Annotated in this window: 10 protein-coding genes; 5 read left to right on the top strand and 5 right to left on the bottom strand. The window is 73.4% G+C overall.

What is annotated here, in order from left to right; all coding sequences use genetic code 11:
- Nucleotides 1–31: 31 nt before the first annotated feature.
- Both ACU436_RS38370 and ACU436_RS38365 read left to right on the top strand, forming a co-directional pair.
- On the top strand, nucleotides 32–853 hold the full coding sequence (locus tag ACU436_RS38370; protein WP_459032033.1) for a shikimate dehydrogenase: 822 nt from the start codon (nucleotides 32–34) through the stop codon (nucleotides 851–853).
- A 16-nt stretch (nucleotides 854–869) separates the two neighbouring features.
- A complete protein-coding gene (locus tag ACU436_RS38365; RefSeq protein ID WP_459032032.1) occupies nucleotides 870–2117 on the top strand; it encodes an ROK family transcriptional regulator in 1248 nt (415 codons plus the stop codon).
- On the opposite strand, the gene ACU436_RS38360 is transcribed toward ACU436_RS38365, so the two are convergent.
- Nucleotides 2096–2695, bottom strand: a complete 600-nt coding sequence (locus tag ACU436_RS38360; RefSeq protein WP_459032031.1) for a class I SAM-dependent methyltransferase — start codon at nucleotides 2693–2695, stop codon at nucleotides 2096–2098. The genes ACU436_RS38365 and ACU436_RS38360 overlap by 22 nt on opposite strands.
- On the opposite strand from ACU436_RS38360, the gene ACU436_RS38355 reads away from it, so the two are divergent.
- Nucleotides 2694–3434 carry a DsbA family oxidoreductase gene (locus ACU436_RS38355; RefSeq protein ID WP_459032030.1) on the top strand — a complete coding sequence of 247 codons (741 nt, stop codon included), beginning with the start codon at nucleotides 2694–2696 and terminating at the stop codon, nucleotides 3432–3434. The genes ACU436_RS38360 and ACU436_RS38355 overlap by 2 nt on opposite strands.
- A gap of 266 nt (nucleotides 3435–3700) precedes the next feature.
- Here ACU436_RS38355 and ACU436_RS38350 read toward each other — a convergent pair whose 3' ends face one another.
- The 4 genes from ACU436_RS38350 to ACU436_RS38335 form a co-directional block, all read right to left on the bottom strand.
- Nucleotides 3701–5056, bottom strand: a complete 1356-nt coding sequence (locus ACU436_RS38350; protein ID WP_459032029.1) for an MFS transporter — start codon at nucleotides 5054–5056, stop codon at nucleotides 3701–3703.
- 134 nt (nucleotides 5057–5190) lie between these two features.
- A complete protein-coding gene (locus ACU436_RS38345; RefSeq protein WP_459032028.1) occupies nucleotides 5191–6927 on the bottom strand; it encodes a DEAD/DEAH box helicase in 1737 nt (578 codons plus the stop codon).
- 244 nt (nucleotides 6928–7171) lie between these two features.
- Nucleotides 7172–9637: a Tex family protein gene (locus ACU436_RS38340; RefSeq protein WP_459032027.1), complete on the bottom strand. Its 2466-nt coding sequence runs from the start codon at nucleotides 9635–9637 to the stop codon at nucleotides 7172–7174.
- A 107-nt stretch (nucleotides 9638–9744) separates the two neighbouring features.
- Nucleotides 9745–10920 (bottom strand): macrolide family glycosyltransferase, encoded by a 1176-nt coding sequence (locus tag ACU436_RS38335; protein WP_459032026.1) that lies wholly within the window; start codon nucleotides 10918–10920, stop codon nucleotides 9745–9747.
- Between the two features lie 110 nt (nucleotides 10921–11030).
- On the opposite strand from ACU436_RS38335, the gene ACU436_RS38330 reads away from it, so the two are divergent.
- Nucleotides 11031–11633, top strand: a complete 603-nt coding sequence (locus tag ACU436_RS38330; RefSeq protein WP_459032025.1) for a TetR/AcrR family transcriptional regulator — start codon at nucleotides 11031–11033, stop codon at nucleotides 11631–11633.
- Nucleotides 11634–11642: 9 nt separating this feature from the next.
- The gene (locus ACU436_RS38325) at nucleotides 11643–12842 is read left to right on the top strand and encodes an ROK family transcriptional regulator (protein WP_459032024.1); all 1200 of its coding nucleotides are present in this window, start codon (nucleotides 11643–11645) and stop codon (nucleotides 12840–12842) included.
- Nucleotides 12843–13031: the final 189 nt, after the last annotated feature.

Below are 13031 nucleotides of genomic sequence, written 5' to 3'. Positions count from 1 at the left end.
GGCACACGCCCCGCCGGAGATACTGGTCGCCATGCGTGCTGCAGTGCTGGGGAGTCCGGTCGCACATTCGCTGTCGCCGGTGCTGCACTCCGCGGCGTACACGGCGCTCGGGCTCGACGACTGGCACTACGACGCGCACGAGTGCGACGAGGGCGGCCTGGATGGGTTCGTCGCCGGGCTGGGACCGGAGTGGGCCGGCCTGTCGCTGACGATGCCGCTGAAGCGGGTGGCCCTCGACGTCGCGCGGGAGGTCTCCCCGCTGGTCGTCGCCACCGGAGCGGCCAACACCCTCGTGCTCACCGGCGGCCGGTGCTACGCCGACAACACCGACGTCGCGGGCCTGGTCGCGGCCCTGCGCGGCGCCGGCGCGCCGCCGGCGGGGCGCGCGGTCGTGCTCGGCGCGGGCGGCACCGCACAGGCCACGCTCGCGGCGCTGCCCCGCCTCGGGATCGGCGACGTCGACGTGCTGGTGCGCTCCACGGCGCGGGCCGGCGAGCTGCGCGCCGCCGCCGAACGGCTCGGCGTGACGCCGGACATCACCGACGGCCTGCTCGACCCCGCCCGCACGCGGGCCGCCCTCGCCCGGGCCGACGTGGTGGTGTCCACGCTCCCGAAGGGTGCCGCCGACCAGCTCACCGGCGTGCGGCCCGGCGCAGTCGTGCTCGACGTCGTCTACGCGCCGTGGCCCACCGCGTTCGCGGCGGCCGCCGAGGCCGCCGGGGCGCGCGTCGTCAGCGGGCTGGAGATGCTGCTGCACCAGGCGGTGGCGCAGGTGGAGCTGATGACCGGCCTGACGCCGCCGGTCCCGGCGATGCGCGACGCCCTCGACGCTGCGGTCGTGGCCCGCGCCTGAGGCTACGATCCGGCCCATGGAGGGCAGGCGGGGCACCAACCTGCCGCGCATCGCCGACTTCAACCAGGCCGTGATCCTCGACGCCGTCCGGCACGCCCCCGACGGCCTGTCCCGGGTGGAGCTCGCCGAGCTCACCGGCCTCTCGGCGCAGGCCGTCTCCAACATCACGCGGCGGCTGCTGGACCGCGAGCTCATCAGGGAGGCGGGCACGCTCCCGGGCGGCCGCGGCAAGCCGCGCACGCTGCTGCAGCTGCACCCCACCGGGCACTTCGCGATCGGCGTGCACGTCGACCCGACGGTCACCACGGTCGCCCTGCTCGACCTCGTGGGCGACGTCGTCGCGTCGGTCCGGACGCTGCCGGCGTCGGCGACGTCCCCGCCGGAACTGGTCGCCGCGATCACGGCGGCCGCCGCCGGGCTGGTCACGTCCACCGGCGTCGACGCGGGCCGGGTGCTGGGCATGGGCATCGCCGCGCCCGGCCCGCTCGACCCGGGCAGCGGTGTGGTGCTGGAGCCGCCGCTGCTGCCCGACTGGACCCGCGTCGGGCTGCGCGAGCTGCTGCACGAGGCCACCGGCTACCCGGTGGTGCTGCACAAGGACGCGGCGGCCGCGGCACTGGCGGAGCTGTGGCGCGGGTCGGCCACCGCATTGACGGACTTCGTGTTCGTCTACCTGGGCACCGGGCTCGGCGCGGGCCTCGTGATCGGCGGCGAGCTGCTCGGCGGGAGCACGAACAACGCGGGCGAGATCGGCCACCTGATCGTCGACGCCGACGGGCCGCCCTGCCGCTGCGGCCAGCGCGGCTGCGTCGGCGTCTCCTGCATGCCGCGCACGCTGGTGGCCGAGGCCGCCGGGGCCGGCCTGCTCCCCCGGCCGGCCCCGGACGCGGGGGACCGCGAGATCGACGAGCTCTTCACCGGGATGTGCGGCCGGGCCGCGGCCCGGCCCATCCTGGAGGGGAGCGCATCGCGGCTGGCCCGCGGCGCGGCCACCATCTCCAACCTGCTCGACGTCCGGGCCGTCGTGTTCGGCGGGCCGATCTGGGACCGGATCAGCGCCGTCTTCCTCCCGATCCTGCGCGACACGCTGCTCACCACCACCGAGGCCCGCCACGTGCACCCGGTCGCGGCGCTGGGCAGCACGCTCGGCCCCGACGTCGGCGCGATCGGCGCCGGGTGCCTCGTGCTCGAACACTCCTTCTCCACCCGGCCGTCCACGCTGCTGCTCGAACCGCGCGACGATCAGGTGGCCGCCGTCCCCTGACCCCGCCGGTGCACCGCCACCAGGTAGTCCCCGCCGTCGTAGGGCGCACCCTCCCAGGTGGCGAACCGGTCGACCGGTTCCGCTCCGGCCGCGCCGCACCACCGGTCGTAGTCGTCCGGCGTGGGCCACCCGGGCCGTAGCCGGAAGCCGGCGACGAGCCGGCCGCCGGGCGCGAGGTGCGCCACGCACGCCGCCACCGCCCGCGCGCGCTGCTCGGGCGGCACGTACGGCACGACGTTGCCGGCGAGCACGACCACGTCGAACCGGTGCGGGAGGTCGAGGTCGGCGAGGTCTGCCGTGAGCCACTCCAGCTCGGGCGCCTTTGCGCGGGCGGCGGCGATCATGTCGGGGTCGGCGTCCACGCCGAGCACGGCGATCCCCCGCCGGGCCAGCTCGATCGCGACGCGCCCGGTGCCGCACCCGCCGTCGAGAACCGTGGCGGGTGTGTAGGAGGCGACGAGGTCGGCCTCGCCGTGCGGGTTCTGCCCCGCCTCGGCGAGGCGCCGGAAGCGCTCGTCGTAGCTCTCGAGGTCTTCTTGCCGGCGCCAGCTGCGCCAGTCGTCGGGAAGGTCGGACATGGGGAACATGCTCCCCGCACCGGAGGTTGACCCGGTCGTGAAGGTGGAGATCTGGTCCGACGTCGTGTGTCCGTGGTGCGCGGTCGGCAAGCACCGCTTCGAGAAGGCGCTCTCGGGTTTCGCCCACCGCGACCAGGTCGAGGTGAGCTTCCACAGCTTCGAGCTGGACCCGGAGGCGCCGCACGAGCAGGAGGGCGACCTCCACGACCACCTCGCCACGAAGTACGGCATGTCCCGCGGCGAGGCCGAGGCCAAGCACCGGCAGATGACCGAGATGGCCGCCGCCGACGGCTGGGACTTCCACTTCGAGCGCGCCCGCCGCGGCAACACCTTCGACGCCCACCGGCTCCTGCACCTGGCCGCGGAACGCGACGTGCAGGACGCGGTGAAGGAGCGCCTGTTCCGCGGCTACTTCACCGACGGCGAGCACATCGCCGACCACGCCACGCTCGCGCGGCTCGGCGTCGAGGCCGGCCGCGACGCCGACGAGGCCCGCGCGGTCCGCGCCTCGGACCGCTACGCCGACGCCGTGCGCGCCGACGAGCAGCAGGCCCAGGCGTACGGGATCACGGGCGTGCCGTTCTTCGTGGTCGACCGCAAGTACGGCGTGGCGGGCGCCCAGCCGCCCGAGGCGCTCCTCCAGGTGCTGGACACGGCGTGGGCGGAGGCCCACCCGCTGCAGGTCCTCACCCCGGCCGGCGACGCGGACGGCTGCGCGGACGGCTCCTGCAGCGTCTGACCCCACGTAATGCGGTTCACCAGGGCGTCCCAGGCCCGTGATCGGCGATTCGGCGCCTTCTCGGGTCGGATTCGCCCGTTCTTGCGCCGAAGCCATGATCATGCCCGGGAAGGGCCGCAGAGGCTCGCCCGTCCAGGGGCGCGCAGCGCTCGCGAAGCGACACCGCAGGCGCGGCTGACAGGTGAGGGGTGGCCCACCGGAGGCCCACCGAACCGGCCGGCGGTCCGCTCGCGCCTCTCACCTGCTGCGGGGCCGGAGGTCCGTCGTCATCGGTGCTCCTCGGGGGCGGCGCCGAGCACGGCCCGCCCCTCCTCCCGCTCCTGCCTCCGCCCGACGACCAGGACCATGATCCCCGCCATCACCATGAACGCCGCCACCACGAACATGCCGGCCCGGTTGCTGCCGGTGAGATCGCGCAACCACCCGGTCATGTACGGCCCGGCGAAGCCGCCGATGTTGCCGAACGAGTTGATCATCGCGATGCCCGCGGCGGCGCCGAACCCGGTGAGGAACGTGCTGGGCAGCTGCCAGAACACCGGGATCGCGGTGTTGACGCCTGCGGCGCAGAGCGTCATCGCGGCGATGACGAGGAAGGGCGAGTCCATGAACAGCGCCGACGCGACGCCCACGGCCCCGATGAACACCGGGACCGCGACGTGCAGCCTGCGCTCGCCGGTGCGGTCCGAGTGCCGCGCATTGAAGATCATCGTGAAGCACGTGATCACGTACGGGATCGCGGTGATCAGGCCGATCTCCGCGAGCGAGTACTCGACCCCGAACCGCTCCTGCAGGTCCGAGATGACCTGCGGCAGGAAGAACGCCAGCGTGTAGTTGCCGAACACGATCCCGAAGTAGATGAGCGACAACCCGACGACGCGGGAGTCACGCAGCCCCTCGCGGATGCCGGTGGTGTGCGGCACCTGCGCGCCGTCCTCGTCGGCGATCTTCTGCGTGAGCGCCTCCTGCTCGTCGCCGCTGAGCCAGCGCGCCTTGTGCGGCCGGTCGGGCAGGAGCAGGAGCACCACGAACCCGACCAGGATCGAGGGCAGGCCCTCGACGAAGAACATGAACCGCCAGCCGGCGTCGAAGCCCAGCGCGCCGCCGCCGTACTGGATCAGGAGCGTGGAGATCGGCGCACCCACCACGGAGGAGATCGGCACGGCCAGGAAGAACAGCGCGACCACCTTCGCGCGCTGCACGCGGGGGAACCAGTACGTCAGGTACAGGATGATCCCGGGGAAGAAGCCGGCCTCGGCCACGCCCAGCAGGAACCGCACGATGTAGAAGCTGATCTCACCCTGCACGAACGCGGTGGCCGAGGCGATGATCCCCCAGGTCACCATGATCCGGGCGATCCAGAGCCGGGCGCCGACCTTGTGCAGGATGACGTTGCTCGGCACCTCGAAGAAGAAGTAGCCGACGAAGAACAGCCCGGCGCCGAGGCCGTACGCCGCGGCCGACAACCCGAGGTCGGCGTTCATCGTGAGCGCGGCGAAGCCGACGTTGGTCCGGTCGACGTAGTTCAGGAGATAGCAGAACCCGAGGAACGGCAGCAGCCGCCACATGGCCTTGCGTACGGCCCCCTGTACCACCCCGCCCTGCGCGGCTCCAGCCTCGGCCATCGCTCCTCCTCGAGCTCATCAGAGGACTACACCTAACCGCCCGACCAGCTCGAGATCAACACCGAATCCCGCGTACGACGAACGGCCCCCTCGTCCCACAGGCTCGGACAGGAGGGCCGTTCGTGCAGGGTGGGTCAGTCGCGACGCCCGCGACCTGCGGTGGCGAGGCCCCGGTCCCGGCGGATGTTGGTGCGGCGGCCCTTCAACGTGGTGCCACCCCTGAGGCTGCGCAGCACGTCGTCGGCCGCATGCTCGGGGATCTCCACCAGCGCGTGCCGCTCGTGGATCTGGATCGCGCCGATGTCGCGGCCGGACAGGCTCGACTCGTTGGCGAGCGCGCCCACGATGTCCTGGGGACGCACGCCGCTCGCGCGGCCCGCGTTGACGAAGAGGCGCGTGGTGCCGGCCCTCGGGGGCCGGGTGCCGGCGGCACCGCCCCGACCCCGGCTCTCGCGGCGCTCGCCGGCACGCGAGGGCGTGACGACCGGGATGTCCTCGGCGTCGTCGGGCGCACCGGTGGCCGCCTGCAGGAGCCGGACCGCCGCCGCGGCGACGTCGGCGGGGTCGAACTCGGCCGTGAGCCCGGAGATCATCGCCGCGACGCCGTCGCCGGAGGTGTCGGACTCGGTCTCCAGGAGGTCGGCGACGAGCCGCTCGCGCAGGGCGACGGACGTGCGCTCCAGCCGGGCGGCGCGCAGGTCGGCGGCCGTCGGCACCGGGGCGAACTCGATCGGCTGGCCGGTGAGCCGCTCGACGGCGCGCATCGCGTGCACCTTCGCCGGCGGCACGAGCGTGATGGCCACGCCCTCGCGCCCGGCCCGGCCGACCCGGCCGATCCGGTGCACGTACGCCTCCGACGACTGCGGCACGTCGTGGTTGACCACGTGCGTGAGCAGGTCGATGTCCAGGCCGCGGGCCGCCACGTCGGTGGCGACGAGCAGCTCGGTGCGCCCGCTGCGCAGCCGCTCGACCACGCGGGTGCGGTGCTCCTGGTCCATGCCGCCGTGCAGCGCCTCGGCCCGCAGGCCGCGGGCGGTGAGCGTCTCCGTGACGGCGTCCACGTCCAGGCGGGTGCGGCAGAAGACGATCGCCGCCGTCGGCCGCTCCGCCTCCAGCACGCGGCCGAGCGCGGCCGTGGTGTGGCTGCGCGGAACCAGGTAGGCGGTCTGGCGCACCTTCGGGGCCTCGCCCTCGGGCACGGCCTCGCGCCGGATCCGGACCGTGACCGGCTCCCGCAGGTACTTCTGGGCCAGCGTCTCGATGCGCCGCGGCATCGTGGCCGAGAACAGGACGGCCTGCCGGGTGTCCGGGGTGGCGTCGAGCAGGGTCTCGATGTCCTCGACGAAACCCATGTCGAGCATCTCGTCGGCCTCGTCGAGCACGACGGTCTCGAGCCCGTCGAGCCGCAGCGCGCCACGGTTCAGCAGGTCGATCGCGCGGCCGGGCGTGGCCACGACGATGTCGACACCCTGCTGCAGGGCCCGCCACTGCGGGCCGACGGGCGCGCCGCCGTACACGGTGACGACGCGCGCGCCCAGACCACGGCCGTAGCGGGTGACCGCCTCGGACACCTGCAGGGCGAGCTCGCGGGTGGGGGTGAGGACGAGCCCGAACGGCGCGTCCCCCCTCGCCTGTTCCGGTCGCTGCCCCGCGAGCCGCTCGAGCATCGGGAGCGCGAAGGCGGCGGTCTTGCCGGTGCCGGTGGCGGCCTGGCCGAGCAGGTCACGGCCCTCGACCAGCGGCGCGATCGACTGCGCCTGGATGGGGCTGGGGTGCTGATAGCCCAGCTCCTCGACCTCGCTCAGCAGCTCGTGGCGCAGCGGGAGGTCGGAGAAGCGGGGCAGGTCGAGCGCGTGCTCGTTCTCGATCAAGAATCGTCTTCCGTCGCAGGGACGGGAGCACCGACGGCGCTCCCACGGGATGAGCCCGCGGGGCCATCGGCACTACTACTACCCGGCCGGTGCGGTCTCAGGTGGTCCAACACACCACCGACCACACATAGTCCCAGGTGATCGCGGTCACGCACGCACCGGGGCCCTGGGAAGTTGCAGCAAAGCCACCTTCATGCCATGTCATTGCATGAGAGTGGCTTTGCTGCAATGGGGGCGGCGAAGCTCAGCGCTTGTCGCCTCCGGTCAGGCCCGCGCGACGCATGGCGTCGGCCATCGCGCTGTTCTGCGGGGCGCCGCCACCCTGGCGGCCGCCGCCGCGCCGGTCGTCGCTGCCCCGGCGCTGGTCCCGGCGGTCGCCGCCCTTCTGGCCGCGCTGCCCGGCCTTCTGGTCCCGGGGCCCACCCTTCTGGTCGCGCCCGCCGCCGCGGTTCTGCTCGCGCGGCCCACCGCGGGCCTGCCGCGCGCCGGCCTCGTCCTCGAGCCGGAGCGTGAGCGAGATGCGTTTCCGGGCCTCGTCGACCTCGAGGACCTTGACGCGCACGACGTCACCGGACTTCACGACGTCGCGCGGGTCGGACACGAACTGGTTCGACATCGCCGAGACGTGCACGAGCCCGTCCTGGTGCACGCCGACGTCGACGAACGCGCCGAACGCGGCCACGTTGGTGACCACGCCCTCCAGCAGCATCCCCGGCTTCAGGTCGGCGATCTTGTGGACGCCCTCGGCGAACGTGGCGGTGCGGAACGCCGGGCGCGGGTCCCGGCCCGGCTTCTCCAGCTCGGCGAGGATGTCGGTGACGGTCGGCAGCCCGAACTGCGCGTCGACGAAGTCCGTCGGCTTCAGCGACTTGACCTTCTGGGCGTTGCCGATCAGCGCGGCGATGTCGGTCTTCGCGCGCTCCAGGATCCGGCGCACCACCGGGTAGGACTCGGGGTGCACGCCGGAGACGTCGAGCGGGTTCTCGCCGTCCCGGATGCGCAGGAAGCCCGCGCACTGCTCGAACGCCTTCGGGCCGAGCCGCGGAACGTCCGCGAGGGCGGTGCGGGTGCGGAACGGGCCGTTCGTGTCGCGGTGCTGCACGATCTGCGCGGCCAGGCCCTCGGTGATCCCGGAGACCCGGCGCAGCAGCGGCACCGACGCGGTGTTGACGTCGACACCGACCGCGTTCACGCAGTCCTCGACCACCGCGTCGAGCGAGCGGGACAGCGCCGACTCGGCGAGGTCGTGCTGGTACTGGCCGACACCGATCGACTTCGGGTCGATCTTCACCAGCTCGGCGAGCGGGTCCTGCAGCCGCCGCGCGATCGAGACGGCGCCGCGCAGCGACACGTCGAGGTCGGGCAGCTCGGCCGAGGCGAAGGCCGATGCGGAGTACACCGACGCCCCGGCTTCGCTGACCATCACCTTCGTGAGCTTGAGCCCGGGGTTGTGCGCAACGAGCTCAGCGGCGAGCTTGTCCGTCTCGCGGGACGCCGTGCCGTTGCCGATCGCGATCAGGTCGACGGAGTGCGCGTCGGCCAGCTTCGTGAGCTTCGCCAGCGCGCCGTTCCAGTCGTTGCGCGGGGCGTGCGGGTAGATCGTGTCGGTGGCCACGACCTTGCCGGTGGCGTCCACGATCGCGACCTTCACACCGGTGCGCAGGCCCGGGTCGAGCCCCATCGTCGCGCGGCTGCCCGCGGGAGCGGCGAGCAGCAGGTCACGCAGGTTCGTCGCGAAGACGCCGATGGCGCCCTCCTCCGCCACGGTGCGCAGCCGCACCCGGATGTCGATCGAGAGGTGCAGCAGGATGCGGGTGCGCCAGGCCCACCGGACGGCGTCGGAGAGCCACTTGTCGGCGGGGCGGCCCTCGTCGGCGATGCGGAACGCCGCGGCGATCGTGCGTTCGTAGTCGGTGACGACGCCCGGCTCGGCGGGCTCGGCGTCGGGTTCGAGGGCGACGTCGAGCACCTCCTCCTTCTCCCCGCGGAAGGCCGCGAGGATCCGGTGCGAGGGCAGCTTCGTGAACGGCTCGGAGAAGTCGAAGTAGTCGGCGAATTTCGACGCTGCGACATCGTTGGGCGCCGACTTCCCCTCCCGGACCTTGGTGACGAGCGTGCCGCGCGTCCACATCCGCTCGCGAAGGCCGCCGATGAGGTCGGCGTCCTCACCGAAGCGCTCGACGAGGATGGCGCGGGCACCCTCCAGCGCGGCCGCGGCGTCCGCGACCTGCTCGTTCAGGTAGCCCTCGGCGAGCGTGTTCGGGTCCTGGGTCGGGTCGTCGAGCAGCGTGTCGGCGAGCGGCTCGAGGCCGTTCTCCCGCGCGATCATCGCCTTGGTGCGGCGCTTCGGCTTGTACGGCAGGTAGATGTCCTCCAGCCGTGCCTTCGACTCCGCGGCCATGATCCGCGCCTCGAGGGCCTCGTCCAGCTTGCCCTGCTTGCGGATCTCGTCGAGGACGACGGTGCGCCGCTCCTCCAGCTCGCGCAGGTACCGCAGGCGCTCCTCCAGGGTGCGCAGCTGCGCGTCGTCGAGCGCGCCGGTGGCCTCCTTGCGGTAGCGGGCGACGAACGGGACGGTCGAGCCGTCGTCGAGCAGGCCGACGGCGGCGGCCACCTGATTGGCCCGGACGCCCAGCTCATCGGCGATGCGCTGCTCGATCGACTGAGGCGACTTCGGGTGCTGCTGGGTCGGGAGCGACGTGCTGGTCACCGCATCATCGTCCCGGTCGCCCCGGAGCGCCGCACCGAGGGGGCCCGGTTCCCGCGACGAGCGGCACGTTCGTCCGATAGGGCAGGACGAACGTGCCGCTCGTACGGTCAGCGGCGCGGCGCGAGCTCCTGCTCGATCAGCTCCGCCGTGTGCGCCGTGCCGCCCCCTTCCCGCAGCTCCGTCCGGATCGCGGCACTGCGCTCGGCCACCTCAGCCGAGCCGGTGAGCTCCAGCAGCGCCGCGCGCAGCTCGTCGGCCGTGACCGAGTCCGAGTCGACCCGGCGCGCCACCCCGGCAGCGACGAGGGCGTCGGCATTCTCGAACTGGTCGACGGCCTGCGGTGCGGCGATCATCGGCGTGCCGCTCCACAGTCCCTCGACGGAGCCACCCATCCCGGCGTGGGTGAGGAACGCGTCGGCCTGCTCCAGGATGGCCAGCTGCGGCACCCAGGAGTGCACCTCGACCGAGGCCGGGACCTCGCCGAGCACCGCCGGGTCGACGCGCGACCCGATCTGCAGGACGACGTGCCAGCCGGGCAGGTCGCCGAATGCGGCGATGCAGCGGCGGTAGAACTCCGGGTGGTCGGTGAACGCGGAGCCCAGCGACACCAGCAGGACCTTCTCCGCGTCCGCCGGCCGGGCCCACTCCCCCTGCGTCGGGCGCGGGGCGAGGCACGGGCCGACGAAGGTGAACTCCGGGCCAACACGGTCGGCGTTCGGCTGCAGCACCCGCGGGATCAGCACGAGCCCGCGCTCGGGGCGCCCCATCCACGACTCGTCGGCCGGCATCCCGTTCTCGGTCAGCCAGTCCAGGGCGGTGCGGTAGTGGTCCGCACCGCGCGGGTCCGCCTTCCACATGTCGGTGGTCTCCCGCATGTCCTCCTCGTAGCCCTTCCAGGCCACGTACGTGGGCGACAGCTGGACCGCCGGGATCCCCCACTGGACGCCCAGGATCCGGGCCGGGCCGCCCGCGATGTCGTAGAGGAACAGGTCCGGCCGGTCGTCCTCGTACGCGGTGCGGAGCTGCGGGAGCATCGCCATCGCGTCGTCGAGGAAGAGCCGCAGCGCGTCGATCGCGTCGCCGTTCCAGCCGTCCTCGCGGTGGAACGGCAGCGTCGACCGGTACGGGACGAGCTCGGCGCCGGCGTCGCGCACGGTCTCGGCCCAGGCGACGTCGTTGGCGTACGTGACCCGGTGCCCGCGCCGCACGAGCTCCCGGATGACCTCGAGGCTCGGGTTTACGTGCCCGGGCGCCGGGATGCTGACCATGGCGATGTGCGCCATCGGACTCCTTCCGCTGAACGAGACGGTCCGTCTCGCCACTCGAGGATGCGGGGAGTCCGCGCTTTTGTCAAGACGATGCGTCTCGTCTCGTTGAAGACTATGCTCGGCCCGTGCCCCCCGATCCCTCCCGGCGCAGCGAGCGCTCCCGCCACGCGATCCTCACCGCGGCCACCGAGCTGATGCACGAGGTGGGTTACCGGAAGCTGACGATCGAGGCGATCGCGGCCCGTGCGGGCGTCGGCAAGCAGACGATCTACCGGTGGTGGCCGTCGAAGGGCGCCGTGGTGCTCGACGGCTTCCTCGCCGCGGTCAACGAGAACCCGGACGACCTCTCGCTGCCCGACACCGGCGACGTCGCCGCCGACCTGCGTGGCGTCGTGCGCGCGATCGTCGCCGAGCTCGCCGACCCGAAGCTGTCGGGCACCTCGCGCGCCCTGATGATCGAGATGCAGGAGGACGTCGAGCTCGCCGACACCATGCTCGAGAGGCTCCTCGGGCCGCAGCTGCAGGCGATCGCCGACCGGTTGCGCACCGCCCAGCACGCCGGGCAGCTGCGCGCCGACCTCGACCTGACCGTGGCCGTCGAGATGCTCATCGGGCCGCCCTACCACCGGTGGCTGCTGCGCACGGCCCCGCTCACCGAGGCCTACGCGGACACCGTCACCGATCTCGCCCTGCGCGCGCTCGGGAGCTCGTCGCGGCCCCGAACCTAAGCTGAACGGGTGGAGCCGGAGCGGACGAGCGCGCCGTCCTCGCGGATGGTGCGCGAGGCGACCGCCCGGCTCGTGCTCGACAACATGTGGCTGGCATCGCCGGTGACGGGTACCGATCTCATGGCCGCCACGGGGCTCTCCCGCGCCACCGTCCACGGCGTCTGCGAGGAGCTCATCGCGCGCGGCTGGGTGCGCGAGGTGGCCAACCAGCGCGAGCACGGCGGCTACCACAAGGGGCGCCCCGCCCGGCGGTACGCGTTCGACCCCCTCGCCGGCCTCGTCGTCGGGGTGGACGCGGGCCAGCACCGCGTGGACGCGATCGTCGCCGACCTGCGGGGCGCCGAACTGGGGAGGCACCAGGGCCTGCCCCGCGCCGGGTTCGCCGACGCCGCCGAGCGGCTCACCGCGGTGGGGGACGCCGTCACCGCGGCGCTCGCGGACGCCGGCGCGCCGGCCGAACGCGTGCTGGCCGTCACGGTGGGCGTCCCCGCGCCCGTGGACGCAGCCGGCCGCACCACCTTCCGCGGCAACCCGTACTGGGAGCTGATGAACCCGGATCTCGCCGAGCGGCTGCACGCGAGGCACGGGCGGCCTGCCGTCGTCGACAACGACGCGAACCTCGCCGCGCTCGCCGAGGGCTGGCGCGGCCACGGCCGCGGCGTGCGGCACTTCGTCGCGTTGCTGGCGGGCGAGCGGCTCGGCGCCGGCATCGTCGAGGACGGGCGGCTGGTCCGGGGCGCGCGCGGCGGTGCGGGCGAGATGCGCTTCCTCGGGCTCGTGAGCGGCGTCGGTTCGGCCGACGGCATCGCGAAGATCGCCCGGGAGCGGGCGCGGGAGGCGCTCGCCGAACCGGGGGCGCGCTCCGTGCTGCCCCCCGACGCCGATGCGGAGTCCGTGTTCGCCGCGGCCGCCGCCGGCGACCGGCTCGCAGCCGGCGTCGTCGATGCGATCGCCGACCGGATGGCCCGGGTGATCGCGACGCTCGCCAGCCTGGTCGACACCGAGCGGGTGATCATCGCCGGGCGGGTGGCCGTGTCCTGCGGCCCGCTGCTCGCGACCCTGGAGGACCGGCTCGCCCGCCACGGCGACCCGCCGCCGCGCGTGCTCGCCTCGGCGCTCGGCGGCGACGCCGTGATGCTCGGCGCGGTCAAGCGGAGCCTCGACCACGTCCGCGAGCACGCACTGGATATCGCGCCCGCCGGTCGTTAGATGCTCTAGTGTCCCGAACCGAAAGTCCACCACATAACTCGACGGCCCAGCTTCCCGCTGGCCGCCCCGGCGAACCGTCCGAGTACGCCCGGTACGAGGCCGGCCCGCCGGCGCACCCAGCGGAAACCTGGATCCGCCGATTCATGCACCGGACTTCCGGTTCGGGACACTAGTGTCCTGAGTCGTTAG

This window comes from Pseudonocardia wallangbongensis (assembly GCF_054486945.1).
Note: the sequence above shows the minus strand (reverse complement) of the source record. Positions and strands in the feature narration are given on the sequence as shown.

Bases quoted from the DNA above. Each gene is read 5' to 3' on its own strand.
- ACU436_RS38370 (WP_459032033.1), top strand. From the start codon at position 32: ATGCGTGCTGCAGTGCTGGGGAGTCCGGTCGCACATTCGCTGTCGCCG.
- ACU436_RS38365 (WP_459032032.1), top strand. From the start codon at position 870: ATGGAGGGCAGGCGGGGCACCAACCTGCCGCGCATCGCCGACTTCAAC.
- ACU436_RS38355 (WP_459032030.1), top strand. From the start codon at position 2,694: ATGGGGAACATGCTCCCCGCACCGGAGGTTGACCCGGTCGTGAAGGTG.
- ACU436_RS38360 (WP_459032031.1), bottom strand. From the start codon at position 2,695: ATGTCCGACCTTCCCGACGACTGGCGCAGCTGGCGCCGGCAAGAAGAC.
- ACU436_RS38350 (WP_459032029.1), bottom strand. From the start codon at position 5,056: ATGGCCGAGGCTGGAGCCGCGCAGGGCGGGGTGGTACAGGGGGCCGTA.
- ACU436_RS38335 (WP_459032026.1), bottom strand. From the start codon at position 10,920: ATGGCGCACATCGCCATGGTCAGCATCCCGGCGCCCGGGCACGTAAAC.